This window comes from Micromonospora sp. ZG13 (genome assembly GCF_059359355.1).
This window is the reverse complement of record NZ_JCADBQ010000007.1, coordinates 301,649-327,762: the sequence shown is the minus strand read 5'-3', so window position 1 is coordinate 327,762 and position 26,114 is coordinate 301,649. Positions and strand designations below refer to the sequence as shown.

19 protein-coding genes and 2 riboswitches are annotated in these 26,114 nt (G+C 74.2%); of the genes, 3 read left to right on the top strand and 16 right to left on the bottom strand.

The genetic code is table 11. From position 1 onward, the window contains the following. The 4 genes from AC5L34_RS17875 to AC5L34_RS17860 all read right to left on the bottom strand — a co-directional run. Window positions 1–134 (bottom strand): serine dehydratase beta chain (locus tag AC5L34_RS17875; protein WP_441174049.1); only part of this gene is annotated, 134 nt, incomplete at its 3' end. 37 nt (window positions 135–171) lie between these two features. After that, window positions 172–1,107, bottom strand: a complete 936-nt coding sequence (locus AC5L34_RS17870; protein WP_441178165.1) for a proline dehydrogenase family protein — start codon at window positions 1,105–1,107, stop codon at window positions 172–174. Between the two features lie 103 nt (window positions 1,108–1,210). Continuing rightward, entirely contained in the window at window positions 1,211–1,618 is a 408-nt protein-coding gene (gene gcvH / locus AC5L34_RS17865) for a glycine cleavage system protein GcvH (protein ID WP_441178166.1), read from the bottom strand. Between the two features lie 32 nt (window positions 1,619–1,650). Next, window positions 1,651–1,896: a hypothetical protein gene (locus tag AC5L34_RS17860; RefSeq protein ID WP_441178167.1), complete on the bottom strand. Its 246-nt coding sequence runs from the start codon at window positions 1,894–1,896 to the stop codon at window positions 1,651–1,653. 52 nt (window positions 1,897–1,948) lie between these two features. Beyond that, window positions 1,949–2,029: riboswitch (glycine riboswitch) on the bottom strand. Window positions 2,030–2,034: 5 nt separating this feature from the next. Continuing rightward, window positions 2,035–2,127: riboswitch (glycine riboswitch) on the bottom strand. A gap of 254 nt (window positions 2,128–2,381) precedes the next feature. On the opposite strand from AC5L34_RS17860, the gene AC5L34_RS17855 reads away from it, so the two are divergent. Next, a complete protein-coding gene (locus tag AC5L34_RS17855) occupies window positions 2,382–4,931 on the top strand; it encodes a collagenase (RefSeq protein WP_441178168.1) in 2,550 nt (849 codons plus the stop codon). Window positions 4,932–5,051: 120 nt separating this feature from the next. Here the strand turns inward: AC5L34_RS17855 and AC5L34_RS17850 are convergent, their stop codons facing one another. The 9 genes from AC5L34_RS17850 to AC5L34_RS17810 form a co-directional block, all read right to left on the bottom strand. Further along, on the bottom strand, window positions 5,052–6,437 hold the full coding sequence (locus tag AC5L34_RS17850) for an FAD-dependent oxidoreductase (protein WP_441178169.1): 1,386 nt from the start codon (window positions 6,435–6,437) through the stop codon (window positions 5,052–5,054). After that, the gene (locus AC5L34_RS17845) at window positions 6,434–6,691 is read right to left on the bottom strand and encodes a (2Fe-2S)-binding protein (protein WP_357663247.1); all 258 of its coding nucleotides are present in this window, start codon (window positions 6,689–6,691) and stop codon (window positions 6,434–6,436) included. Before AC5L34_RS17845 ends, AC5L34_RS17850 begins: the two co-directional genes overlap by 4 nt. Beyond that, a complete protein-coding gene (locus AC5L34_RS17840; RefSeq protein ID WP_441178170.1) occupies window positions 6,675–7,823 on the bottom strand; it encodes an NAD(P)/FAD-dependent oxidoreductase in 1,149 nt (382 codons plus the stop codon). The genes AC5L34_RS17845 and AC5L34_RS17840 overlap by 17 nt, the downstream gene beginning before the upstream one ends. Beyond that, complete coding sequence (locus AC5L34_RS17835) at window positions 7,820–9,169, bottom strand: aminopeptidase P family protein (protein WP_441178186.1); 1,350 nt, start codon at window positions 9,167–9,169, stop codon at window positions 7,820–7,822. Before AC5L34_RS17835 ends, AC5L34_RS17840 begins: the two co-directional genes overlap by 4 nt. 99 nt (window positions 9,170–9,268) lie before the next feature. Beyond that, window positions 9,269–10,666: an aldehyde dehydrogenase family protein gene (locus AC5L34_RS17830; RefSeq protein WP_250100301.1), complete on the bottom strand. Its 1,398-nt coding sequence runs from the start codon at window positions 10,664–10,666 to the stop codon at window positions 9,269–9,271. A 5-nt stretch (window positions 10,667–10,671) separates the two neighbouring features. Further along, window positions 10,672–11,673 carry a proline racemase family protein gene (locus tag AC5L34_RS17825; protein WP_441178171.1) on the bottom strand — a complete coding sequence of 334 codons (1,002 nt, stop codon included), beginning with the start codon at window positions 11,671–11,673 and terminating at the stop codon, window positions 10,672–10,674. Continuing rightward, window positions 11,673–12,566: a dihydrodipicolinate synthase family protein gene (locus tag AC5L34_RS17820; protein WP_441178172.1), complete on the bottom strand. Its 894-nt coding sequence runs from the start codon at window positions 12,564–12,566 to the stop codon at window positions 11,673–11,675. The genes AC5L34_RS17825 and AC5L34_RS17820 overlap by 1 nt, the downstream gene beginning before the upstream one ends. A 157-nt stretch (window positions 12,567–12,723) precedes the next feature. Continuing rightward, complete coding sequence (locus AC5L34_RS17815; RefSeq protein ID WP_357977813.1) at window positions 12,724–13,431, bottom strand: GntR family transcriptional regulator; 708 nt, start codon at window positions 13,429–13,431, stop codon at window positions 12,724–12,726. 127 nt (window positions 13,432–13,558) lie between these two features. Beyond that, window positions 13,559–14,884: a flavin monoamine oxidase family protein gene (locus AC5L34_RS17810; RefSeq protein WP_441178174.1), complete on the bottom strand. Its 1,326-nt coding sequence runs from the start codon at window positions 14,882–14,884 to the stop codon at window positions 13,559–13,561. Between the two features lie 166 nt (window positions 14,885–15,050). Here AC5L34_RS17810 and AC5L34_RS17805 point away from each other — a divergent pair, with 166 nt between their 5' ends. Further along, window positions 15,051–15,605, top strand: coding sequence for an SRPBCC family protein (locus AC5L34_RS17805; RefSeq protein ID WP_441178175.1), 555 nt, complete (start codon window positions 15,051–15,053; stop codon window positions 15,603–15,605). A 233-nt stretch (window positions 15,606–15,838) separates the two neighbouring features. On the opposite strand, the gene AC5L34_RS17800 is transcribed toward AC5L34_RS17805, so the two are convergent. Further along, window positions 15,839–17,062, bottom strand: a complete 1,224-nt coding sequence (locus AC5L34_RS17800; RefSeq protein WP_441178187.1) for a multidrug effflux MFS transporter — start codon at window positions 17,060–17,062, stop codon at window positions 15,839–15,841. A gap of 493 nt (window positions 17,063–17,555) precedes the next feature. On the opposite strand from AC5L34_RS17800, the gene AC5L34_RS17795 reads away from it, so the two are divergent. Next, entirely contained in the window at window positions 17,556–23,009 is a 5,454-nt protein-coding gene (locus AC5L34_RS17795; RefSeq protein ID WP_441178176.1) for an ATP-binding protein, read from the top strand. A gap of 142 nt (window positions 23,010–23,151) precedes the next feature. Here the strand turns inward: AC5L34_RS17795 and AC5L34_RS17790 are convergent, their stop codons facing one another. Next, the gene (locus AC5L34_RS17790; protein WP_441178177.1) at window positions 23,152–24,516 is read right to left on the bottom strand and encodes an outer membrane protein assembly factor BamB family protein; all 1,365 of its coding nucleotides are present in this window, start codon (window positions 24,514–24,516) and stop codon (window positions 23,152–23,154) included. Window positions 24,517–24,687: 171 nt separating this feature from the next. Next, window positions 24,688–26,097: an ABC transporter substrate-binding protein gene (locus AC5L34_RS17785; RefSeq protein ID WP_350822745.1), complete on the bottom strand. Its 1,410-nt coding sequence runs from the start codon at window positions 26,095–26,097 to the stop codon at window positions 24,688–24,690. Window positions 26,098–26,114 lie beyond the last annotated feature (17 nt).

Below are 26,114 nucleotides of genomic sequence, written 5' to 3'. Positions count from 1 at the left end.
ACCCGAGCCGTCCCGGCCAACAACCCGTCGGCCTTCAACCCCGCAACGAACGTACGGGCCGCCCGCATCGGCCCCACCGTGTGGGAACTGGACGGCCCGATACCGACACTGAACAGATCGAACACACTGATCATGGCTGCACTTCCTGTCGCGTCGGCCGCACCCGGCGGCTCAGTTGGCGGAACCGGGCGTGAACGAGCGGGCCAGCAGCAGCAGGTTCGCGGGCTTCTCGGCGAGTCGCCGCATGAAGTACGCGTACCAGTCGCGGCCGTACGGCAGGTAGACCCGCATCCGGTTCCCGCCCGACGCCAGTCGCAGTTGCTCGTTCTCGCGGATGCCGTACAGCATCTGGAACTCGAAGTCCTCGACGCTGCGCCCGCCCACCCGCGCCAGGTGCAAGGTGTGCTCGATGAGCTTCGGGTCGTGGGTGGCGACCATCGGATACCCCTGCCCCTCCATGAGGATGCGCAGGCACCGCCGGAACTCGTCGTCGACCTGGTGTTTCCTGACGTACGCCACCGAGGCGGGCTCGGCGTAGGCGCCCTTCACCAGGCGCACCCGGCTGCCCGCGTGGGCGAGCCGCCGGCAGTCGGCCGCCGTACGCCGCAGGCACGCCTGGAGGGCGACGCCGACCCACGGGAACTCCGCCCGCAGCTCGCCGAGCAGGGCGAGGGTCGCGTCCACGGTCGTGTGGTCCTCCATGTCGATGGTGACGCCGGACCCGACGGCCGCGGCGGCGGCGCAGACGTCGCGCGTGAGCCGCAGGGCGTGCCCGTACCCGTCACCCGGCAGCGACCCACCGAGCGCCGAGACCTTCAGTGAGACCTCGGCGGTCGCGGCCAGGTCCGCGGCGTGCAATGACCACAGCAGCGCGACGTACGTGTCGCGGGTGGCCTCGGCCTGCGCGAGCGCCGTGGTCCCCTCGCCGAGGAGGTCGATCGTGACCTGGAGGCCCACCCCGGCGAGCTGGCGGGCCACCGCGACCACCTCACGATCCTCCTCGCCCGCGACGAACCGGCGGACGATTCCCCGGGTCAGGGACGACCGCGAGACCAGTGCGCGCATGCGCTCGTTCTCCGCGGCCAGGAGCAGGAGCTTGTTCGGCATGGAACGCCTTTCCGGAGGGCCGGGTCGCGACGCCGTCGCCGGACGGCGGCGAGCGGGTTGGTGCCGCCGGGGTGCGGTGCGCGCACGCGTCCCCGGCGGACGTTCACGGGTGGGCCGTGGGGCCCGCAGCCGCCGCGTCGGCGTCGGCCAGGTAGGCGCGGTACTCGTCGGCCGTCATCAGCGCCGGCGCGTCGGTCAGGCGCACCCGCACCAGCCAGCCCGCCCCGTACGGGTCCGTGCCGATCAGGTCCGGGTCGGCGACGACCGCGTCGTTGGTGGCGACGATCTCGCCGCTCACCGGCAGGTACAGCTCGGCCACCGACTTGGTGGACTCCACCTCGCCGCAGACCTCGCCCGCGCTCAGGTGGGTGCCCGGTTCGGGCAGCTCGGCGTGGATGACGTCGCCGAGGGCGGCGGCGGCGAACGCGGTGATGCCCACGGCGGCCGGTTCGGTCGTGTCGTCGAGCCACTCGTGGTTCCTGCTGTAGCGCAGACGCGCGGGAACGTCCATGGTGCTCACTCCTGGGGATGAATCGGTGCGCGTCAGCGCGGGCGGCGGTAGAGCGGCGGCGGAGTGCCGCGTACCGCGTCGGCGGGGCTGAGGGCGCCGGACGCAACCGACCCGGACCGACCTCCAGCGAAGAGGCCGGCGCGTTCGCGTACCGCGCGGTGCCCGGCGGTCTCGCTGCCGTGGCGCAGCGGCGCGGACCAGCCGGTGAACCGGGCGCCGAGTTCGGCGCGCACGGCGTGCAGGGGTGAGCGGAGCAGGGGTGTCGGACTGTGCTGCACGGAGGCCTCCCTCGTCCCGACGCGGTCGCGTCGTACGGTCGGTTGCCTCCCGCTCTGTCATCGACCTGAGAGCTTCACCGCCGGTTGGCGGCTTGCACCGTGGGTGAGACGACGGATCGTCTGCTTTCCAGAGTTCGCCTCACCCGAGCGGTAACGGGGCCTGAGAGTTTCTTGGGAGTTTGCTCCTTCGGCGCCCCGACGGACGGTCGGGATCTCTCCCGCGCGGGTTCGAACGGCGTCTATGTAGTTGTGGGTCGCCCGCAGACCCTAGGCGACCGGCCGAGCGGGTGTCAACGGCTGCGGACGGTCGCCGAACCGTCACTCATATCGACCACCAGCGATTCTTTACACGATGTGTGATGTGTGCCATTGTACTGGCCACCCGCAGCGCGAGTCCCGCTTGATCGACGGACGTCAGCGCGCAGCCACCTCACACCACCACCCGCCGGCCGCCCGGCCGGACCACGAACGCCAGGAGGCGACCCGTGAGAACTTCGAGACCACGACACCGGCGCGGCTGGCCCGCCGTCCCGCTGGCACTGGCACTGGCCCTGGGGCTGGGGCTGGCCCCGATGGCCTCCGCCGGCACCGCGAACGCGGCACCGCCGCCCAGGCCGACCGGCGCCGCCCCGACCGACGCCGGCACCGGCTCCGGCGCCGCCGACGCCCACGTCCGGCGGTCGCCGCTGCCGGTCAACGAACGAGCCCCGCTCCCCTCGTCCCGGGAGGAGCTGCGCCGCGACTACGACCGGCCCGACGCCGCCCGAAGCCGCGTCGCCCCGTCGATGCGCGCCTCGGCCGCCGCGCCATGCGCGGTCAGCGACTTCACCAGCCGGACCGGCAGCGCCCTGGTGCAGCAGATCAAGGCGTCCACGACCGACTGCGTGAACACCCTGTTCAGCCTCTCCGGCAGCGACGCCGCCCAGGCCTTCCGCGAGGCGCAGATGACCAGCGTGGCGTACGGGCTGCGGGACGACGCCGCCGCCTACGACGGCACCAACCGCACGGGCACCGCCCAGCTCGTGCTGTACCTGCGGGCCGGCTACTACGTGCGGTGGAACCATCCCGCCACGGTGGGCTCCTACGGCCCCGGCCTGCGCACCGCCATCCGCGCCGGGCTGGACACGTTCTTCGCCAACAGCCGCTCCGGAAACGTCAGCGACGCCAACGGCGAGGTGCTGGCCGAGGCGGTCACCCTCATCGACAGCGCGGAGGAGAACGCCCGCTACCTGTACGTGGTGAAGCGGCTGCTGACCAGCTACAACAGCTCGTACGACTCGTCGTGGTGGATGCTCAACGCCGTCAACAACGTCTACACGGTGCTGTTCCGCGGCCACCAGGTGCCCGAGTTCGTCAGCACGGTCAGCGCCGACCCGAGCGTCCTGGACACCCTGTACACCTTCGCCTCCGGCAAGCGGGCCCTGCTCGGCACCGACCGCGGCTACCTCGTCTCCAACGCCGGCCGCGAACTGGGCCGTTTCCTCCAGCACACCGCCCTACGGTCGAAGACGCGACCCCTGGCCCGGGGCCTGCTCGACCTGAGCGCGATCACCGGCCCCACCGCCGCCCTCTGGGTCGGCGTCGCCGAGATGACCGACCACTACGACAAGGCCGAGTGCGCCTACTACGGCACCTGCGACCTCCAGCGGCGGCTCGCGGCCGAGGTCCTGCCGATCACCTACACCTGCGGCAACACCATCCGCATCCGCGCCCAGCAGATGACCTCCACCCAACTCGACTGGGCATGCACGAGCATGCGCAACCAGGACGCCTACTTCCACTCAATCGCGGCGGACACGGGCCCGGTCGCCAACGACCGCAACACGACCATCGAGGTCGTGGTCTACGACTCCAGCACCGACTACCAGACGTACGGCGGGCCGATGTTCGGCATCGACACGAACAACGGCGGCATGTACCTCGAAGGCGACCCGGCGGCCGCCGGCAACCAGGCGCGCTTCATCGCGTACGAGGCGGAGTGGCTGCGGCCCACCTTCGAGATCTGGAACCTCAACCACGAGTACACCCACTACCTCGACGGTCGCTTCAACATGTACGGCGACTTCACCGCCAACATCGCCACCCCCACCATCTGGTGGATCGAGGGCTTCGCCGAGTACGTGTCGTACTCGTACCGGGAACTGACCTACGGCGCCGCCATCACCGAGGCCGGGAAGAAGACCTACTCCCTGCGTACGCTCTTCGACACCACGTACAACCACGACACCAACCGCGTCTACCGGTGGGGCTACCTGGCGGTGCGCTACATGCTCCAGTCGCACCGCGGTGACGTCACCACGCTGCTCGGGCACTACCGCACGGGCAACTGGAACGCCGCCCGCACGCTGCTGACCGGCACCATCGGCAGCCGCTACGACACCGACTGGTACGCCTGGCTGGGCGCCTGCGCGGCCGGCAACTGCGGCGGCACCAACCCGCCCGGAAACCAGGCCCCGGTCGCGGCGTTCACGTCCACCACCAGCGGACTCAACGCCACCTTCACCGACCGGTCCACCGACGCCGACGGCAGCATCGCCGCCCGCTCCTGGACCTTCGGCGACGGCACCACCTCGACGGCGACCAACCCCACCAAGACCTACCGCGCCGCCGGCACGTACGCGGTCACCCTCACCGTCACCGACGACAAGGGCGCCACCGCCCGGACCTCCCGCGACGTCACGGTCACCGGCGATCCCGCCGCGCTGCCCGAGTGCACCGGCGGCGACGTGCGGACGCTGGGCCGCAACTGCCAGCGGAGCAACCTCCAGGCCACCACCGGAAACCTCTCCTACCTCTACCTCCAGGTGCCCGCCGGCACCGCCCGCCTGACGATCACCTCGTCCGGTGGCACCGGCGACGCGGACCTGTACTACAGCCCCAGCGGCTGGGCCACCACGAGCGCGTACACCCACCGGTCGGTCACCAGCGGCAACGGCGAGACGATCACGATCGACAATCCGGCCCCCGGCTACCACTACGTCAGCCTGCACGCCAGGCAGGCGTTCAGCGGGGTCACCGTGAAGTCGGAGTACTGACGACCCGCGCCACGTCCGGCAGTGGTGGCCGCCCGCGCGTAGCGCTGGCGGCCACCACCGGCTGGCGGCCGGCGCGCCCGCGTGGCCTTGCGGATCGGCGGCGGCCCGGGCCCGCAGCGCTCAGTCGTCGGCGGCGAGTTCGCCGAGCGTGACCGGCTGCGCCAGCGGACGGGACGCGTACCCGGCCAGGTCGGCCACGCCCGGCGCCCGGCCCACCTCCCGGGCCACCAGGCAGGCCGTGGCGTAGCCGCAGACCCGACCCTGGCACCAGCCCATGCCGGCCCTGGTCAGCAGCTTCGCGCCCCGGGCGTCGGTGGCGGACAGCTCCCGCACCGCCCGCCGGACCGCCGCGACGGGCACCTCCTCGCACCGGCAGACGAGCGTGTCGTCGGCGCACCAGTCCGGCCAGGCGGCCGGCACGGGGTGGACCGCGTGCAGCGCCGCCGCGAACCGGCGCAGCCGGCGCCGGGCCCGCAACAGCCGGTCGAGCCGGCGGGCCGGGAAGGGCGGCGGACGGCCGAGGGAGAGCGCGGCGGCGCCCCCGGCGAGCTGCCCCTCCACCAGCGCCAGGCCGGCACCGCCGACGCCGGTGACCTCACCGGCCGCGTACACCCCCGGCACCGAGGTCGCCTGAGCCGCGTCGGCGGCCAGCACCAGGCTGCCGTCGCGGTCCAGCCGGGTCGCGCAGCCCAGGGCCACGGCCAGCTCCAGCTGCGGGGTGAACCCGAAGCCCACCGCGAGGCCGTCGCACTCCACCCGGGTGCCGGTGCCGGGCAGCACGGTGCCGCCGGGACCGAGCCGGGCGACGGTCACCCCGGTCACATGGTCGGTGCCGTGCGCGGCCACCACCGCCGTCCGGCGGTGGTAGGGCACGGCGTGCCGCAGCATCCGCCAGCCGTACCGGCCGGCCTCGGCGAGCTTGCCCGCCGCGCCGACGACCGCGCGCGGGTGGCGGGCGTACCCCGCCGGGTCGTTCGCCTCGTAGACGCCGACGACGGTGCCGCCCGCCGCGGCCAGGCCGGTCGCGACCGGCAGCAGGAACGGTCCCGTCCCCGCCACCACGATCCGCCGCGCGAAGGTCACCCCCTGGCCCTTGAGCATGGCCTGGGCGCCGCCGGCGGTGACCACGCCGGGCAGGTCCCAGCCCGGGAACGGCGCGACCCGGTCGTGGGCGCCGGTCGCGACGACCAGCCGGCGCCCGCGCACCACCCCCGCACGGGTGTGCACGGCGAACTGCGGGTCGGCGCGGCCCGCCGGGGACTCCACGAACCAGACGGCGGCGTCGGCCCGGTACGCGACCCGGCCGAGCTGCCCGCGCAGCCGGGCGAACGTCGACCAGTCGGGGTGCTCGCCGCCGTCGGTGTCGGCGCGGTGCCGCCAGAACTGCCCGCCCGGGCGTGACCCGGCGTCGAGCAGCGCCACCCGGCAGCCGGCCCGCGCCGCCGAGGCCGCCGCGGCCAGCCCGGCCGGCCCGGCGCCGACCACCACCACGTCGTACGCGGTCACGGCCGCGGCCCGCCGTCGTCGTGGGTCTCGACCACGTCCCCCGGACGGGCGACGACCAGGCAGGCGCGCTGGGACGGCGTCCCGTTGACGCGTACCAGGCAGTCGAAGCAGATCCCGATCCCGCAGAAGATCCCCCGGGGCCGGTCGCCGACCCGGGTGCGCCGCCACGAGCGGATGCCGGCGGCGAGCAGTGCGGCGGCGATCGTCCGCCGCCCGTCGGTGGGGACGGGGCGGCCGTCAAAGGTGAACGTCATGGCGCTCCGGGGCGAATGGTCGTAGGTCCATGTCCGGGCGGCGCCCGGTCAGCAGTGCCGCGACGGCGTGCCCGGTGGCCGGGGCGAGACCGATCCCGGCGCCCTCGTGGCCGGCGGCGTGGTAGAGGCCCGGCACCCGGGGATCGGCGCCGATCATCGGCAGGTGGTCGGGGCTGTAGGGCCGGAACCCCCGGTAGGCGCGGATCGCCGACACCCGGCCGAGGACCGGGAAGAGCCGGACCGCGCCCGCCGCCAGCCGGCGCAGCGCCGGCAGCGGGATCGTCGGGTCGAACCCCACCCGTTCCCGGGTGGAGCCGATCAGGATCGTGCCCGCCCTGGTGCCCTCCACCACAGGCGAGACCTCCAGGTCGCCGGAGCTGCGGCCGACGTTGGCGACGTAGCCGGCCGCGTACACCTTGTGCCGCACCAGCGGCGGCAGCGCCTCGGTGACGAGGATGAAGCCGCGCCGGGGCAGGATCGGCAGCTCGACCCCGGCCAGGGCGGCGACCTCGCCGGCCCAGACGCCGGCGGCGTTGACCACCGTCGCGGTGTGCAGCGTGCCCCGGTCGGTCACCACGGCCCGGACCGCTCCGGTGGCGTCGCGGCGCACCCCGACGACCCTGGTCCCGGTCAGCAGCCGCACCCCGGCGGCACGCAGCAGGTGGGCGGCGGCCAGCATCGGCTGCACCTGCATGTCCTGCGGATAGTGCACGCCGCCGGCGAGGTCCCGGGCCAGGTGCGGCTCGAACCCGGGCAACGCCTCGGCAGCCACCTCGTACGCCTCGACCCCGACGGCGCGCTGGCTCGCGGCGAACGCCCGCAACGCGGCGTGTTCGGCCGGCGAGGCGGCCACCACCAGCCCGCCCTTGTGTTCCAGCTCGATGTGTTCCCCGCCGAGACTCTCTCCGAGTTCCCGCCACAGGGCGACGGAGTGCCGGGCCAGCGCCAGCTCCGGCCCGGGCGGCTTGTCGGAGACGAGGATGTTGCCCTCGCCGGCGCCGGTGGTGCCGGCGGCCACCCCGCCCCGGTCGACCACAGTCACGGCCAGTCCGGCGCGGGCGGCGTAGTAGGCGCAGGCGACGCCGACCATGCCCGCCCCGATGACGACGACGTCCGGGCTGGCGGCGGTCATGAGGCGACGCGGTGCATCCACGCCTCGACGTCGTCCGCGTGACGGGGCAGGTCGGCGGAGAGCATGCGGTAGCCGTCGTCGGTGATCAGCACGTCCTCCTCGATGCGCATGCCCAGCCCGCGCAGCTCGGCGGGGATCAGTTCGTCGTCCGGCTGGAAGTAGAGTCCCGGCTCCACGGTCAGCACGTGACCGGCCGCGAGGCGGCCGTCCAGGTAGGTCTCGGAGCGGGCGGCGGCGCAGTCGTGCACGTCCAGGCCGAGCATGTGGCCCGAGCCGCAGAGGGTCCACCGGCGGTGCAGGCCGCAGTCCTGCGCCAACGACCGCTCCGGCGTGCAGGGCAGCACCCCGAGATCTGCCAGCCCGTGCACCAGCACGGTCATCGCGGCCTCGTGGAAGGCCCGGAAGTGCGCCCCCGGCCGCAGGCACTCCAGCGCGGCGTCGTTGGCCCGCCGGCACAGCTCGTACAGGTCGCGCTGCAACGGGCTGAACCGGCCGGAGACCGGCAGGACCCGGGTGATGTCGGCGGTGTACAGCGACCGGGTCTCCGCCCCGGCGTCGAGCAGCAGCAGGTCGCCGTCGCGGACCGGCCCGTCGTTGTCGTTCCAGTGCAGGGTCGCCGCGTGCGCGCCGGCGGCCACGATGGACTGGTAGCCGACGTCGTTGCCCTCCAGCCGGGCGCGCTGCCAGAACACCCCCTCCAGGTACCGCTCGGACGTCCGCATCGCCATCGGCAGCGCCCGCACCACGTCCTCGAAGCCGCGGGTCGTGGTGGCCACCGCCTGCTCCAGCTGGGCGATCTCCCAGGGATCCTTCACCAGGCGCAGCTCGGCCAGCACGGCGGCGAACTCGGCGTCGCCGGCGGTGGCCCCGCCGCCGAGCAGCGCGTCGACACCTGCGTCGACGCCGCGCAGCACCCGCGTCGGCGTGTGCGCCCCGGCCAACGCCGGCGCCAGCTCGGCGACGTGGCGGGTCGGCAGGGCCAGCCGGCGGCTGCTCTCGCCTAGGGTGGGACGCCGGCCGGCCCACAGCTCGCCGTAGACCCGGTCCCGGAAGAACTCGCCGTCCTTGCGTCCCGAGCGGGGACGCAGGAACAGCGTGGCGTCCCCGTCGGGTTCGACCACCAGGACGCCGTCGGAGGACTGGTCGCCGGTCAACCAGGTGTACGCCGAGTGGGGCCGGAAGCGGTAGTTCTGGTCGTTGGAGCGCTGCTGGTAGCCACCGGCCGGGACCACCAGGCGCTGGCCGGCGAACAGCTCGTGCAGCCGCGCGCGCCGCCTCGCGGCCCAGCCGGCGACCTCGTCGACCGGCAGGTCGTACTGCTCGGTGTCCGCCCAGCCGGACAGCATGAACTCCTCGAGCGCGGGGCTGACGGGCAGGTCGTGGCTGCCGGTACGCAGGTCGCGGGTCACAGCGGCTCCTTGACGTGGAGGGGTCGGTGGCGTGGGTCAGTGGGGTCGCGGCGGCGCCGCGAAGGTGACGGTGCGGACCGAGGTGTAGAAGTGCAGGGCGGCGGTGCCCTGTTCGCGCGGGCCGTAGCTGGAGGCCTTCTCGCCGCCGAACGGGGCGTGGAAGTCCACCCCGGTCGTCGGCGCGTTGACCCGGATCAGGCCGGTGTCGATCCGCCGGGCGGCGTCGAGCAGCGCGCCGACGTCGTGGCCGTGCACCGAGGTGACGAGCCCGTACCGCACGTCGTTGACCAGGTCGACGGCGCCGGCCAGGTCCGGCACGGACAGGATCGCCGCCAGCGGCCCGAAGGTCTCCTCCCGGGCCACGGGGTGTGCCGGGTCGAGCCCGTCGATCAGCACCGGCGCGACGTAGTAGCCGTCGTCGGCGGCGGTCGGGCCGCCCGTACCGCCGGTGAGCAGCCGCGCCCCGCTGGCCCGCGCGGCCCCGGCGGCGTCGAGGACCCGCTCACGCGCCGCCGCGTCGATCACCGGGCCGGCGACCACGCTCGCCTCGGCCGGATCGCCGAACCGCAGCGACGTCACGGCGGCCACCAGCGCCTCGGTGAACTCCCGGGCGTCGCCCACCACGACGATCCGCCGGGTCGCGGTGCACTTCTGTCCGGCGTACCCCATCGCGGCGTTGGCCAGCAGCGCGGCGGTCTGCCCGAGGTCCGCGTCGGGCAGCACGACGGCCGCGTTCTGGCCGCCCATCTCCGCCTGGACCGGCAGTCCGGCGCGGGCGGCCGCGACCGCGACCTGCGCGCCGACCGCCGCGGACCCGGTGAACGAGACGACGTCGCTCGCCTCGACGACCGCCTGGCCCGTCGCCGGTCCGCCCGGCACGACGTGCAGCAGCCCGCTCGGCAGCAGCCCCTCGAAGAGCCCGGCCACGGCCTCGCCGCAGGCGAGCGCTTCCGGGGAGGGCTTGAGCAGCACGGCGTTGCCGGTGGCGAGCGCCGGCGCGGCCTTCCACAGCGGGATGGCCAGCGGGAAGTTCCACGGCGTGACCAGCCCGGCGACGCCGCGCGGGCGGCGTTCGGTGAAGAGCAGGCCGGGCTGGTGCGCCGGCAGCGAGGGCGCCAGCACGTCACCGGTCGCGGCGTAGCAGGCCTGTGCGTAGTAGTCCAGGATGGCCGCCCCGCGGTCGACCTCGGCGCGGGCCTCCCCCGCCGGCTTGCCGACCTCGCGGACGATGAGGTCGGCGACCGCGTCGGCCCGCTCGCGCAGCCGGTCCGCCGCCGCGCGCAGGGCCGAGGCGCGGCCGGCGGGCCCTTCCCGGCACCAGCCGGCCTGTGCGGTACGCGAGCGCGCGGCCAGTGCGCGCACCTCGTCGGGGGACACCGCGGCGCGCTCGGCGACCACGTCGCCGGGGCACTGCGGAGAACGGCTCCGGATCATTTCGGTCACCACAGGAATCCTGCCGGGAAGGGGTCGTCGGGATCGAGGAAGTACTGGGCGGTGCCGGTCAGCCAGGCCCGCCCGGTGACCGTCGGCACCACCGCCGGGCGGCCCGCGACGGTGGTCGTGTCGACCAGCCGTCCGACGAACCGGGTGCCGAGCAGGGACTCGTTGACGAAGTCGCGGTCGAGCGGCAGCAGGCCCCGGGCGTGCAGCTGCGCCATCCGCGCCGACGTGCCCGTACCGCAGGGTGACCGGTCGAACCAGCCCGGGTGGATCACCATGGCGTGCCGGGAGTGGCGGGCGTCCGAGCCCTCGCCGGCCAGGTAGACGTGGTGGCAGCCGGAGATCTCCGGCTGCTCGGGATGCACGGGCCGGTCGGTGGCGTCGACCGCCGCCATGATGGCCAGTCCGGCCTCCAGCAGCCGCTGCTTGTGGGCCCGGTCGAGGGTCAGGCCCAACTCGGCGAGGTCCACCACCGCGTAGAAGTTCCCGCCGTAGGCCAGGTCGTAGCGGACCCGGCCCAGTCCGGGGACGTCGACCACGGCGTCCAGCGCCGCGACGAAGGACGGTACGTTGCGGATCGTGACGGCGGTGGCGCGGCCGTCGGCCACCGCGACCGACGCCACCACCAGTCCGGCGGGGGTGTCCAGGCGTACGGTGGTCACCGGCTCGGTGACCTCGACCATCCCGGTCTCGACGAGCACGGTCGCCACGCCGATGGTGCCGTGCCCGCACATCGGCAGGCAGCCGGACACCTCGATGTAGATCACGCCGAAGTCGGCGTCCGGCCGGGTCGGCGGTTGCAGGATCGCCCCCGACATCGCCGAGTGGCCCCGGGGCTCGCACATCAGGAAGGTGCGCAGGTGGTCGAGGTGGGTCATCAGGTGTTCGCGGCGCTGCGCCATGGTGGCGCCGGGGATCACCGGCACCCCGCCGGTCACCACCCGGGTGGGCATCCCCTCCGTGTGCGAGTCGACCACGTGGATGACGCGGTTGGTACGCATCAGCGGTGACCCGCCGCGAGCAGCCGCTCGGTGGTCCTGCGGATCTCGGCGGCGACGGCCGGGGGCAGGGGCTGGCGCGGCTGGCGGGTGGGGCCGCCCGGCCGGCCGGCCACGTCCATGGAGAGCTTGATCGCCTGGACGAACTCCGAGCGGGAGTCCCAGCGCAGCAGCGGGTGCAGCGTCCGGTACAGCGGCACGGCGGTCGCCGGGTCCCCGGCGACGGCAGCCTCGTAGAGGCGGGCGCAACTGTCCGGGATGGCGTTCTGGTAGCCGCCGATCCAGCCGACCGCCCCGGCCATCAGCAGTTCGAGGGCCACGTCGTCGGCGCCGGCCAGCAGGTCGAGGCCGGGCGCGAGCTCGGCGATCTCGTACGCGCGGCGGACGTCGCCGCTGAACTCCTTGACCGCGACCACGAGCCCCTCCTCGAAGAGCCGGCGCAGCAGGGCAGGGGTGATGTCGACGCGGGTGTCGAGCGGGTTGTTGTAGGCCACGATCGGCAGGCCGGCCCTGGCCACCTCGCGGTAGTGGGCCAGCACGGCCGCCTCGTCGGCGCGGTACGCGGTGGGCGGCAGCAGCATCACGGCCTGGCAGCCCGCCTCGGCCGCCTGCTCCGCCCAGCGCCGCGCCTCGTCCGCGCCGTACGCCGACACGCCGGGAACCACCGAGAAGCCGGCGGGGGCCGCCTGCACCGCGGTGCGCACGACGGCCTCGCGCTCCTCGGCGCTGAGCACCTGGTACTCCCCCAGCGAGCCGTTCGGGACGACCCCGCGGCAGCCGTTGTCGGCGAGCCACCGGACGTGCGCCGCGTAGGCGTCGAGGTCGACGCTCAGGTCACGGGGGTCGAACGGCAGGGCGGCGGCCGCCAGGACGCCCCGCCACGGAATCTGTTCCACGCCACCTCCAGTAAAATGTTACATGGCACCGTAGCACGGTCGTCGGGACGTCCACCAGATCCGAACGGTGTTCCTCTCCCCGGCACCGACGACCGCACCCGCGACCGTGGTCGGCGCGCCGGCCGGCCGCGTGCCGGACCGGCGCGAGGCGCCCCGGCTAGCGCTCGGGCCGGTCGGCCCAGATGCCGCGCACGTGCCGCAGGTGACCGCGCATCAGGTTCACGACCCCGTCCCGGTCCCCCGCCGCGAACAGGTCCATGAGCTGGACGTGCTCGTCCGCCGAGTCGACCAGCCGGCCGTCCCTGACCAGCGCGTCGAGCCCGTACAGGCGGGTGCGGTTACGCAGGTCGGCGACCGTCTCCACCAGCCGCAGGTTGCCGCCCGCGCGCAGCAGGGTCAGGTGGAACTCGCTGTCCGCCTCGATGTACGCCACCACGTCGCCCCGGCTCGCCGCCTTGACGATGGCCTGCGCGAGCACCCGCAGCTCGCGCAGCTGCTCCGCCGAGAGCCGGCCCACCTGGTCGGCCACCACCGGGATCTCCAGCAGCTCCCGGATCTGGGTGATCTCGTCGAGTTCCCGCTCCGACAGGGACCTGATCCGGAAGCCCTTGTTCTTGACGATCGTGATCAGGCCCTCCTTGGCCAGATCGAGGATCGCCTCGCGCACGGGGGTCGGGGAGACCCCGAACTGCGTCGCCAGCGTGGGCGCCGAGTAGATGGTGCCGGGCCTGATCTGACCCGCCACGATCGCGGCGCGCAGCGCGTGCGCCACCTCCTCGCGCAGGCTCTGCCGCCCCGCGATGGCCGCCAGCGCCAGTACCGGCCCGGCGGCATCGGCGCCGCCCGCCTGCCAGTCGGCTGTCACCACCACGTCACCCCGCTCAGCCCGCGCCGTCACCCGTGGACCGGTCGTCCGACGCCACGGCCCGCCCGAGCTTACCGGTCGGCCCGGTGCCCGCCGCCATCGTCGCCCTGCGCCGGGTCGCCGGTGCTCAGCGGCCCGCGCCCGCCAGGATCTCGGCGGCCGCCCGCTCGCCGGCCTCGATCGCCCCGTCCAGGTAGCCGGCCCACCGGGTGGCGGTCTCCGTGCCGGCCCAGTGCACCCGCCCCACCGGCCGGCGCAGCTCCGGCCCGTACCCGCACCAGGAGCCGGGGGTCGGCGCCCCGCAGAAGCAGCCCCGCGTCCACTCGTCGGCCGACCAGTCGTACTCGACGAACTCCTCGGGCCGCCGGGCCGCCGGACCGACGACGGCGGCCAGGGCGTCCAGCAGGCCCGCCCTGCGCTCCCCCGGCGACATCCGCCGCAGCGCGTTCGCCTCCGGCCCGTAGCTGAACGCGGTCAGCACCCCGCGCGCGGAGTCCGGGGTGCCGTTGTCCACCGTCTCGGTGACCGGCCCGGCGAGGCAGACGGCGACACCGGAGCGGCCGTCCGCGCGCCAGAACGGCTCCGGGTAGACCGCGTGGACCTTGAACGCCGAGCCCATCGGCATCCGCTGGGTGAGCGCGTCGCGCAGGGCCGGCAGGGGCGGGTCGTACCGGATGCGCCCGGCCAGCGTCGGCGCCACGGCGACCACCACCGCGTCCGCCTCGACGCGGTCGGTGTCGGTGTGCACGACCACGCCGGCGTGGTCCTGCGCGATCGCCCGCACCGCAGCGCCCAGCCGCACGGCGTCCGGGCCGAGGGCGGCGGCCAGCGCCTCGGCCAGCACCGGCGGCCCGCCGACGACGCGGTCCTGCTGCGCGCCGCCGGCCATCGCGAGCAGCGCCCGGCTGCCGCCGCCGGAGCGCAGGTAGAACGCCATCTGGAGCAGGGAGATCTCGTCCGGCCCGGCGGCCAGCAGGCCGCCGGCGAGCAGCCGGCCGAGATAGCGGGCGGTCGCCGGGTCCGGCGCGGCCGTGCGCAGCCAGCCGGCCAGCGTCGTACGGTCCCACTCGGCGGCCTGCGCCGCCGCCCACGGCGCGGCCGGGTCGACCCGCTCGGCGTACGCGTCGAGCAGGTCGAGGACCCTGCCGGCGGCCTCAGGCGCCCCGGCGTGCCGGCCGTCGGGGAACAGCACGGTCGACGGGCCGTACGCGGCGGACGCGAAGGTGCCGATCCCGTACCGGGCGAGGAGCCCGTTGACCCGCTCCTGGGTCGGGCCGACCCACTGGGCCCCCAGATCGAGCTGGGTGCCGTCGGCCAGCCACCGGGTGAGCACCCGCCCGCCCACCCGGTCCCGCGCCTCCAGCACCCGCGTGCGTACGCCGGCGCGGGCGAGCGTGAGCGCGGCGGCCAGCCCGGAGAAACCGGCGCCGACCACGACGACCTCGGTTGCCATGCGACGGCATACCCGTTCGCGTCGCCGCCATGACCCGGCCGCCGGCCGGCGTCAACGCAGGTGGCGCCCGGCGGGGCAGCGCGATCGGCCCGCAGGGGCCATCCTTGTCCGGTGCGGCTGCCGCCCGCCTTGCGACGGCGGGGTGCGGCCGGAGCGTCGGAGCACCGTGAAGGACACGAAGGAGGATGCCGTGCGCTACGTCGACGGCCCGGCGGTCGAATGCGACCTCCACCTGGCAGCCGATCCCGCCCGGGTGTGGGAGCTGGTCACGGACATCGAACTGCCCGCGCGGTTCAGTTCGGAGCTGCTGCGGGTGAGCTGGTTGGATGACGCCCGGGGGCCGGCCCTCGGAGCCCGGTTCGAGGGGCACAACCAGCATCCCGCGCTGGGCGAGTGGCGCACCATCTCGCACGTCGTGCAGTTCGACCAGCCGCGGGTCTTCGGCTGGGTGGTCACCGACCCGGACAACCGTTTCGGCGGTGGCCCCGCCGACCTCACGCGCCCGGGGGCCACCTGGCAGTACCGCCTCACCCCTGAGGGCGACGGGTGCCGGCTGTCGCACTCGGTGCGCATCGGCCCCACCCGCACCGGGCTGAGCCTGGTCATCGACCAGGCCCCGGAGCACGAGGAGGAGATCATCGAACGCCGGCTGGCCGCCCTGCGCGAAGCCATGACCGGCACCCTCGAGGGCATCCGGGGGCTCGCCGAGCAGCCCCGCTGACCCGTCGCGTGGCCATCGCCGGCGTGAGCCTCGGCGCCGGGCCACGCTTCGACGGTGGACGGCCCGCCGAGTCAGGCGCGGCAGGGGCCGGCGCCAACGGTGGGCGGCCCGCCGAGCCGGACGCGGCGGGCCGTGTCACTCGGCGGCGCCGGCCGCTGACCGGTGCACCCGGCGGCCACGGCCGGCCGCGTGCTCCGGGAGCGACGCGTGGCGCCGCCGCGGCGTGCAGGCCCTCAGTGCGCCGCCAGGACCCCCGCCTCCGGTTCGAGGCCGGCGAGGCGGGCCGGGCGCACCACGAGGAGCAGGACCGCCGTCGCCGCCAGCATGCCGCCCGCGACGACGACGGCCATGGCGACCGCGCCGGTGCCGAGCACGCCCACCAGGGGCGCGGCCAGCGCGCCGACGCCGAACTGCACGGCGCCGAGCAGGGCGGAGGCCGTGCCGGCCGCCTCGCCGTGGCGGGACAGGGCCAGGGCCGGCGCGTTCGGCATCGCGAGGCCCGCCGCCGCGAGCACCACCCACAGCGACACGAGCAGGCTGGGCAGCCCGCCGATCCCGGTCACGGCGAAGGCCAGCAGCGCCAGGCCGGCCACGCTCCCCGCGCCCAGGGCGACGACCAGGATCCGCTGCGGCGAGTGCCGGCGCAGCAGCCGTACGTTGAACTGGGTGGCCGCGATCAGCCCGACGGCACCGGCTCCGAAGGCCAGCCCGAACTGCTGCTCGTTGAGGCCGTACTGCTGTTGCAGGACGAACGACGACCCGGCCACGTACGCGAACAGCGCCGCCATGGCCAGCCCGGCGACCAGGACCAGGCCCACGAACGTACGGTCGCGCAGCAGCGCGCCGTACACGGACAGCGTCGCGACGGCCCCGCCGCGCCGGCGGCGCTCGGCCGGCAGCGTCTCGCGCAGGCCCAGCGCGGCGACCACGACGAGCACCACGCCGAAGGCGGCCAGGGCGATGAACACGCCGCGCCAGTCCGTCCAGCGCAGCAGGCCGCCCCCGAGGGTCGGGGCGAGGATCGGCGCCGCCCCCATGACCAGCAGCAGCCGCGACAGCAGCTTGGCGAAGGCCGCGCCGTCGAACAGGTCGCGGACCACGGCCATGGCGACCACCGAGGCGGCGGCGACGCCGAGGCCCTGCACCACCCGCAGGCCACCGAGGACGGCGACGCTCGGTGCGACGGCGCAGAGCAGTGACGCCACGACGTACAGCGCGACGCCGGCGATCAGCGGCGCGCGCCGGCCGACGGCGTCGGACAGCGGGCCGATCAGCAACTGGCCGATGGCGAGGCCCGCCAGGGTGCCGGTGAGGGTCAGTTGGACCGCCGCCGACGTGGTCTGGAAGTCGGCGACGATGGCCGGCAGCGCCGGCAGGTACATGTCGATGGTCAGCGGGCCCACCGCGGTCAGCGACCCGAGGACGAGGACGAGCCGCAGGCGTTGCCGGGGGCTCATCAGCTCGCCCGGCGTCGGCCGGGCCGCCGGAGCCTCGCCGGTGTCGACGGCGGCGGTCAACGGATCGTCTCCGGCCGGTCGTCGCGCGGCCGGCCCGTCAGCGGTGTAGGAGTCACACCTGGCTGCAAATCCGGATCCGATGATCTCATTCCCGTCCGGCGGCGAGGTAACGCAGTTCACAGCCCGCCCGACCACGGTGCGACACGGCGCGGTGACCGACCCCAGTGCCGCGTCGACCCCCGTCGCGGCGGTAGGGGTTCCGGGGACGCCCGCCGGCCCGGCGTCCCAGCAAATGGAAGATCCCGCCACGCATCAGGAAGAAGCTCCGACCCCAGGCAGCGTTTCCGCTGGTCAGGCACGTGCTATCGCGCCACGCGCGAAGGGAGGCGGACCCCTGGGGTTCTGATCCCGGGATGCAAGGGTGGACACTGCCGAAGATGCCGCGGCGTGGCGGCATGGCACATCATGGGTTTCTACAGGAGGGCTTGGTCGAGTGTTCAAACGTGTCGCCATCGTCAACCGCGGTGAGGCCGCCATGCGGCTCATCCACGCCGTACGGGACATCGCCGCGGAGACCGGGACACGGATCGAGACCGTAGCCCTGCACACCGACGTCGACCGTACGGCCACCTTCGTCCGCGAGGCGGACCTGTCCTACGACCTCGGTCCCGCGTCCGCGCGCCCGTACCTCGACCTGAAGGTGCTGGAGCGCGCGCTGGTCGAGACCGGGGCCGACGCCGCGTGGGTCGGCTGGGGCTTCGTCGCCGAGGACCCGGCGTTCGCGGAGCTGTGCGAGAAGGTCGGTGTCACCTTCGTCGGGCCGAGCCCGGAGGCCATGCGCAAGCTCGGCGACAAGATCGGCGCGAAGCTGATCGCCGAGGAGGTCGGCGTGCCGGTCGCGCCGTGGAGCCGCGGCGCGGTCGAGACCCTCGACGCCGCCCTGGCGGCGGCCGCCGAGATCGGCTACCCGCTGATGCTCAAGGCGACCGCCGGCGGCGGCGGGCGCGGCATCCGCGTCATCACCAGCGAGGCGGAGCTCGCCGACGCCTACGAGCGCACCAGCCAGGAGGCCGCCCGGGCGTTCGGCAGCGGCGTCGTCTTCCTGGAGCGCCTGGTCACCGGCGCCCGCCACGTCGAGGTCCAGGTGATCGCCGACGGCCAGGGCACCGCGTGGGCGCTCGGCGTCCGCGACTGCTCCGTGCAGCGGCGCAACCAGAAGGTCATCGAGGAGTCGGCGTCGCCGGTGCTCGGTCCTGAGCAGACGGCCGAGCTGAAGGCGTCGGCCGAGCGGCTGGCCGTCGCGGTCGCCTACCGGGGCGCGGCGACCGTGGAGTTCCTCTACCACCCCGGCGACCGGCTGTTCGCGTTCCTGGAGGTCAACACCCGCCTCCAGGTCGAGCACCCGATCACCGAGTCCACCACCGGCTTCGACCTGGTCAAGGCGCAGCTGCACGTGGCCTCGGGCGGGCGGCTCGAAGGCGGCCCGCCGGTGGAGCGCGGGCACGCCATCGAGGCCCGGCTCAACGCCGAGGACCCCGACCGCGACTTCGCGCCCTCCCCCGGCCGCATCGCGCGCCTCGACCTGCCGGCCGGCCCGGGCATCCGCGTGGACACCGGCGTCAGCGAGGGCGACACCATCCCCGCCGACTTCGACTCGATGATCGCGAAGATCATCGCGTACGGCCGCGACCGCGACGAGGCGCTCGGCCGGCTGCGCCGCGCGATGGCGCAGACCACGGTGATCATCGAGGGTGGCGCGACGAACAAGAGCTTCGTGCTCGACCTGCTCGACCAGCCGGAGGTGATCGACGCCAGCGCGGACACCGGCTGGATCGACCGCGTCCGGGGCGAGGGCAGGCTCGTCACGCACCGGCACTCCGCCGTCGCGCTGGCGGCGGCCGCCATCGAGGCGTACGAGGAGGAGGAACGCGTCGAGCGTCAGCGGCTGCTGTCGACGGCGTTCGGCGGGCGCCCGCAGGTGCAGCACGAGAGCGGCCGGCCGCTGGACCTCAAGCTCCGCGGCGCCGGCTACCGCGTACGCGTCGCGCGGGTCGGCGCGCACCGCTTCCGCGTCGGCATCGAGGCCGGTGGCGCCGTGCGCACCGCCGACGTCGAGCTGGACCGCTTCGACCGGCACTCCGGGCAGATCGTCGTCAACGGCGCCCGTTACCGCCTGCTCATCGGCACCCACGGGCCGATCCACCTGGTCGAGGTGGACGGCGTGGCGCACCGGGTCAGCCGCGACGAGGGCGGCGTGCTGCGCTCGCCGATGCCGGCGCTGGTCGTCGCGACGCCGCTGCTGGTCGGGGCCGAGGTCGAGGCGGGCGCGCCCGTGCTGGTGCTGGAGAGCATGAAGATGGAGACGGTGCTGCGCGCGCCGTTCCGGGCGCGGCTGCGGGAGTGCGTCGTGTCGGTGGGCACCCAGGTCGAGGCGGGCGCGCCGCTGCTGCGGCTGGAGCCGCTCGGCGACGACGCCGAGGCCGCGGAGACCTCGACCGAGTCCGTCGAGCTGGACCTGCCCGTCGCCGCCGAGGCGGTCCCGGCGCGTGAGCGCGCCACGCGCGGGCAGGAGGACCTGCGCAGCCTGCTGCTGGGCTTCGACGTCGACCCGCACGACGAGCGCCGGCTGCTCGACGACTACCTCGCCGCGCGCCAGGGCGCCACCGAGGCGGGTCACCGGCCGCTGGCCGAGGAGCTCGACCTCATCGAGGTGTTCGCCGACCTCACCGAGCTGAGCCGCAACCGGCCGACGGGCGAGGACGGCGGCGGCCACGTGCCCAGCGCCCGCGAGTACTTCCACACCTACCTGCAGTACCTCGACGTCGAGCGGGCCGGCCTGCCGGAGACCTTCCAGGCCAAGCTCGCCAAGGCCCTCGGGCACTACGGCGTCACCGAGCTGGAGCGCTCCCCCGAGCTGGAAGCCGCCGTCTTCCGGATCTTCCTCGCCCTGCAACGCGCGTCCGCCGACGCCACGGTCGTCGCGACCCTGCTGCGCGCCTGGCTGCGGGAGCCGCCGCCGGACGAGTCGCTGCGCGAGCCCGCCGGCCTCGCGCTGGAGCGGCTGGTGGCCGCGACGCAGGTGCGCTTCCCGGTGGTCTCCGACCTCGCGCGCGGCGTCGTGTTCGCCTGGTTCGCCCAGCCGCTGCTGCGCCGCAACCGCGCCCGCGTCTACGCCGACGTCCGCCGGCACCTGCGCCACCTGGACGCGCACCCCGACGCGCCGGACCGGGCGGAGCGCATCGCCGAGATGGTGCGCTCCACCGAGCCGCTGGTGCGGCTGCTCGGCCAGCGGCTCGTCCGCGACCACCTGGACAACGCGGTCATGCTGGAGGTGCTGACCCGGCGCTACTACGGCAACAAGGGCCTCACCGGCGTACGCACCAGCAAGGTCGAGGGCTGCACGTTCGTGGTGGCCGAGCGGGCCGACTCGTGCGTGGTCTCCTCGGCCGTGCGCTTCGAGGCGCTGGGCAGCGCGCTGCGCGGACTCACGGAGCTGGCGAGCGGCCACGACGCCATCGACGTCGACATCTACCTGGCGTGGGAGGGGCAGCCGGAGGACTTCGACGCGATGGCCGCGGCGCTGCACGAGGTCGTCAACGCGCACCCGCTGCCGAACCAGGTCCGCCGGCTCACCACCACCGTCGCGGGTCGCAGCGGCGCGGTGATGCACCACCACTTCACCTTCCGCCCGTCGACCATGGGGATGAGCGAGGAGCGGCTGATCCGCGGCCTGCACCCGTACATCGCGCAGCGCATGCAGATGGAGCGGCTGAGCAGGTTCGACCTCACCCGGCTGCCGTCGTCGGACGAGGAGGTCTACCTCTACCAGTGCGTCGCGCGGGAGAACCCGTCGGACGACCGCCTCGTCGCGTTCGCGCAGGTACGCGACCTGGCCGAGCTGCGCGAGCACGACGGCCGGCTGGTGGCGCTGCCGACGGCCGAGGACGTGCTCGCCACCTGTCTCGACTCGATCCGCCGCGCGCAGTCGCGGCGCCCGTCGCGCAAGCGCTTCAGCACCAACCGGATCGTCGTCTACGTCTGGCCGCCGAGCGACCTCACCCGCGCCGAGCTGAAGATGATCGCCCAGCGCGTGCTGCCGACGACCGCGGGCGCCGGGCTGGAGGAGATCCTGTTCATCGCGCGGCAGCGCGACGCCAGGACCGGCGAGCTGACGAAGATCGCCGTACGCATCGCGTTCGACGCCACCGGCGGCACGAAGCTGACGGTCGGCGAGCCGTCGGAGGAGCCGGTCGAGCCGCTCGACGACTACCGGCAGAAGGTGCTGCGCGCGAGCAGCCGCAACGCGGTGTACCCGTACGAGCTGACCGACCTGCTCGGCACCTTCGTCGAGCACGACCTCGACGAGAACCACGCGCTGGTGCCGGTCGACCGGCCGAAGGGGCGCAACAGCGCGGCGATCGTCGCCGGTGTGGTGAGCACCCCGACCCGCCGGCACCCGCAGGGCGTCACCCGGGTCGTGCTGCTCGGCGACCCGACGAAGGCGCTCGGCGCGCTGTCGGAGCCGGAGTGCCGCCGCGTGATCGCCGCGCTGGACCTGGCCGAGCGGATGCAGGTGCCGCTGGAGTGGTACGCGCTGTCCGCGGGCGCCCGGATCTCCATGGAGTCGGGCACCGAGAACATGGACTGGGTGGCCGCGGCGCTCAAGCGGATCGTCGAGTTCACCCAGGACGGCGGCGAGATCAACATCGTGGTCGCGGGCATCACCGTCGGCGCGCAGCCGTACTGGAACGCCGAGGCGACGATGCTCATGCACACCAAGGGCATCCTGGTGATGACGCCGGACTCGGCGATGGTGCTCACCGGCAAGCAGTCGCTCGACTTCTCCGGCGGGGTGTCGGCCGAGGACAACTTCGGCATCGGCGGCTACGACCGGGTGATGGGCCCGAACGGGCAGGCGCAGTACTGGGCGCCGAACCTGGCCGCCGCGCGCGACGTGCTGATGGCCCACTACCAGCACACGTACGTCGTGCCCGGCGAGCAGCGGCCACGGCGGGCACGCACGAGCGACCCCGTCGACCGTGACATCTCCGACTTCCCGCACATCGTGGCGGGCAGCGACTTCACCACCGTCGGCGAGATCTTCTCCGCCGGGGCCAACCCGGACCGCAAGAAGCCGTTCGACATCCGGACCGTGATGCGGGCGCTGTCCGACCAGGACCGCCCGGTGCTGGAACGGTGGGCGGGCATGGCCGACGCGGAGACCGTGGCGGTGCAGGACGTACACCTCGGCGGCATGCCGGTGTGCCTCATCGGCATCGAGTCGCGGGCGGTGCCGCGGCGCGGCTTCCCGCCCACCGACGGCCCGGACACCTACACCGCGGGCACCCTGTTCCCGCGCTCGTCGAAGAAGGCCGCGCGGGCGATCAACGCGGCCAGCGGCAACCGGCCGCTGGTGGTGCTGGCGAACCTGTCCGGCTTCGACGGCTCGCCGGAGTCGATGCGCAACCTGCAACTGGAGTACGGCGCGGAGATCGGCCGGGCCATCGTCAACTTCCGCGGGCCCATCGTGTTCTGCGTGATCTCCCGCTACCACGGGGGCGCGTTCGTGGTCTTCTCCAAGGCGCTGAACCCGAACATGACCGTGCTCGCCCTGGAGGGCTCGTTCGCCTCGGTGCTCGGCGGCGCCCCCGCCGCCGCGGTGGTGTTCTCCGGCGACGTCAACGCCCGTACCGCCGCCGACCCGCGCGTGCGGGAGCTGGAGGCCCGCGTCGCGGCCGCCTCCGGCACCGACCGCGCGGCGCTGACGGCGGAGCTCGACGAGCTGCGCTCCTCGGTACGCGTGGAGAAGCTGGGCGAGGTGGCCGCCGAGTTCGACCGGGTGCACAACATCCAGCGCGCGGTCGAGGTCGGTTCCGTCGACGCCGTCATCCGCGCGGCGGAGCTGCGCCCGCGCGTCATCGAGGCCATCGAGGCCCGCCTGCGCTGAGGGCGGCGTGCCGCAGCGACGGCATCCGTTGGTGGTCCCCGGCCCGGGCGGGCCGGGGACTATCGCCTCCGCGTCGCGCGGGCGGCGCTGCTCGGCCAGCCGGGAGCGGCAGCCGGCCGACCGCCGCTCCCGGTGGACCGGTTCAGAAGGCGTACAGGTCCAGGGCGATCCCGTCCGGTCCCCCGGAGTGGCTGACCGCCACCCAGTCGTCCCCGGCGCCGGCGAGCCAACCGGGATACCGGCCCAGCTGGCGGCCGGTCGACACGTCGTGGACGAGCACGACCGGCCGCTGCTCGACCGCGCCGCTGACCGCCACGAGGCGTCGGGTCACGCTCGACCGCCAGCTCGCCGAGGTGCCAGCCAACCCCGGATCCGGCGCGCTCCACCGCGTCGCGCCGGTGGCCGCGTCGAGCAGGGCCAGCTCGCCGCCGTCGGCGGTGCGCCGCACCAGCACCGACCGGTCGTCCCCGTCGACCGGTACGCCGGGGGTGGCGGCCTCCCACTGCGTCTTTCCGGTCCGCAGGTCCACCGCCTGGGGCCGGCCGGCGGCGGTGACCGCGACGAGCCGGGTACCGGCCCCGATCATGGTCAGGCCGCTGCGGTCGTGCGCCAGCCGCTTGACACACTCGCCGTCCTCGCGACGCCCGCTGAAGACCTCGCCGGACCAGCCTCCGGCACCGGTGGCCGCGTCGACGGTGGCGATGTCGACCGTGCACCGCCGGTCGCCGCGGGGCGGATCGTGGTCGGTGGTCACCAGCAGGCCACCGGCGACGAAGCCGTGCCAGGCGCGGCTCGGCAACCGACCGGCACCGGCCTTGCCGGTGGCGGCCGCGACGGTGGTGTAGGTGCGCCCGTCCAGCCGCACCGCCACGTACCGCCCTGTGGGCGCGGCGTGCGGCGCGCGGACGCCGATCGCCTCGTCGGTCACCCGGGCGAACCGGTCGGCGGGCAGCTTCCACAGTTGACGACCGTCGCGCACGTCCCGGGCGACGACCACACACGTCGCGGACCGTCCGGTGCCGACGCACGCGCGGTGGTAGACGTTCTGCTGCTGGACGACGACGTCCTGGGTGTCCTCCGTCCGCCAGCGGGTGGCGCCGGTGGCCGCGTCGAGCACCTCCAGCGGCCCACCGTTGTTGGCGCTGACGACGATCAGGTCGCCCGCGACCGCGTACCGGTAGCTCACCGGGAACGGGTGACGCCACCGGTCCTGCCCCGTGGAGCGGTCCACCGCGCGCAGCTCCCGCCCGTCGGGCACGACGACGACCTGGCCGAGCTGCGTCAGCGGCTGGTCGACCCGCCCGGCCGTCACCGACCAGACCGGCGGCCGGCCCTCCTGTTCCGCTTGTCCCTCTCTTCCGCGCAGGCTCTCCTGGGTCACCTCGACGCGCGGCGCCGGCCGCTCGGGCGGCTCCGCCCGGGGGCCGGTGCAGGCGGCGAGCCCGACGAGCAGACCCAGGGCCGCCCCTGCCAGGCTCCAACGGGGTGGGCGGTACGACGGCGCCAACGCTCTCTCCCTCGATCGACGGACGAGCCCCACCCTAGGAACCGCCCGCACGCCCGCCCCACGAGGTGCGCACTCGGTGGCCGGCCGACGCCCGTGGGACGGCGGGCGGGCAGCGGGAAGGGCCAGTTCCGACGGAACTGGCCCTTCCCGACGATCAGCGCGGTGCGGTGGTCAGCCGACCGACTTGTTGTAGCTGTCGATGGCGCCCTGCACGCTCGCCGCCGCGTCCTTCATGGCCTGCTCGGCCGGCTTGCTGCCGACGATGGCCGCCTCGAGGCCGTCCTCGGAGGCCTTGCGGGCCTGCGGCATCACGCCCAGCAGGCAGCCGGCCGACGCGACCGACGGCGGCAGCGCGTGCAGCTGGTCGACGGCGGTGCGGAACTGGGGGAACTTCGCCATCCAGTCCTTGTCGATCTGCTCGTCGAGCGCCTTGGCGTTGATCGGCACGTACCCGGTGCTGGTGTGCCACTTGGCCTGCTCGACGGGCCCGGAGGCGAACTTCACGAACTCCCAGGCGGCCCGCTTCTCCTTGTCGCTGTGGCCGACGCCGTTGATCCACAGCGAGGCGCCACCGATGATCGGTCCGCCCGTCGAGGCGGCGCTCACCTTCGGGTACGGGGCGGTGAGCACGGTGAACTTGCCCTTCGCGGCGTCGACGTAACCGCGCAGCACGCTGGTGGACTCCAGGTGCATGGCGACGGTGCCCGACTTGAAGGCCGCCTGGGCGTCGTCGGTCTTGCGGCCGGTGTTGGTCGCGTAGCCGCCCTTCACCAGGTCCGTCCACCACTGCGCGACGCGTACGGCCGTCTCCTGGTCGAACTGCACCTTCGTGGCCAGGCCCTTGCGCCCGTTGCCGTTGTCGCAGTACTCCTTGCCGTCGGTGGCGAGCAACTGCTCCACCAGCCAGCCGTAGATGGCGGCGTTGAAGCCGTACTGGACCGTCTTGCCGCTGGCGTCCTTGACGGTGAGCTTCTTGGCCAGCTCGCCGATCTCGGTGAGGTCCTTCGGCGGCTTCGTCGGGTCGAGGCCGGCCCGCTCGAACGCCTCCTTGTTGAGGTACAGCAGGGGCGTCGAGGAGTTGAACGGCATCGACCAGAGCTTGCCGTCGACCGAGTAGTAACTGGCGATGTTGGGCTCGATGTCGCCGGCGTTGAAGCCGTCCTTCTCGATGAACTTGTGCATCGGCACGACCTGCTTCGAGTCGACCATGAAGCGGCTGCCGATGTCGTAGATCTGCACCAGCGCCGGCGTGCTCTTCTGCTGCACCGACGCCTTGTACTTCGCGATCGTCTCGTCGTAGCTTCCCTGGAAGACCGCCTTGACCTCGACCTTGCCGCCGCTCTGGGCGTTGAAGTCGGCCACGAGCTGGTCGACGGCGGTGGCGTTGGCCCCCTTCATCGCGTGCCAGAACTCGATCGTGGTCTTGTCCGTGGCCTTCTCCAGCACCTCGGCGCCGGGCGCGTCGAGCGCGCCACTGCCGCCGTCGGTGCCGGAGCCGGAGTCGCCGCACGCGGTGAGCGCGGCGGCGGCCACGACGGCGACGAACGCCGCCGCGCTACGGCGGAGCCGAGGTCTTCTCATGGGTTCTCCTTCTCGAT

Coding starts and splice junctions, on each gene's coding strand:
- AC5L34_RS17870 (WP_441178165.1), bottom strand. CDS start 1,107: ATGCCGAACAAGCTCCTGCTCCTGGCCGCGGAGAACGAGCGCATGCGC.
- gcvH (WP_441178166.1), bottom strand. CDS start 1,618: ATGGACGTTCCCGCGCGTCTGCGCTACAGCAGGAACCACGAGTGGCTC.
- AC5L34_RS17845 (WP_357663247.1), bottom strand. CDS start 6,691: ATGACGTTCACCTTTGACGGCCGCCCCGTCCCCACCGACGGGCGGCGG.
- AC5L34_RS17840 (WP_441178170.1), bottom strand. CDS start 7,823: ATGACCGCCGCCAGCCCGGACGTCGTCGTCATCGGGGCGGGCATGGTC.
- AC5L34_RS17835 (WP_441178186.1), bottom strand. CDS start 9,169: ATGCTGTCCGGCTGGGCGGACACCGAGCAGTACGACCTGCCGGTCGAC.
- AC5L34_RS17830 (WP_250100301.1), bottom strand. CDS start 10,666: ATGATCCGGAGCCGTTCTCCGCAGTGCCCCGGCGACGTGGTCGCCGAG.
- AC5L34_RS17825 (WP_441178171.1), bottom strand. CDS start 11,673: ATGCGTACCAACCGCGTCATCCACGTGGTCGACTCGCACACGGAGGGG.
- AC5L34_RS17810 (WP_441178174.1), bottom strand. CDS start 14,884: ATGGCAACCGAGGTCGTCGTGGTCGGCGCCGGTTTCTCCGGGCTGGCC.
- AC5L34_RS17800 (WP_441178187.1), bottom strand. CDS start 17,062: ATGAGCCCCCGGCAACGCCTGCGGCTCGTCCTCGTCCTCGGGTCGCTG.
- AC5L34_RS17785 (WP_350822745.1), bottom strand. CDS start 26,097: ATGAGAAGACCTCGGCTCCGCCGTAGCGCGGCGGCGTTCGTCGCCGTC.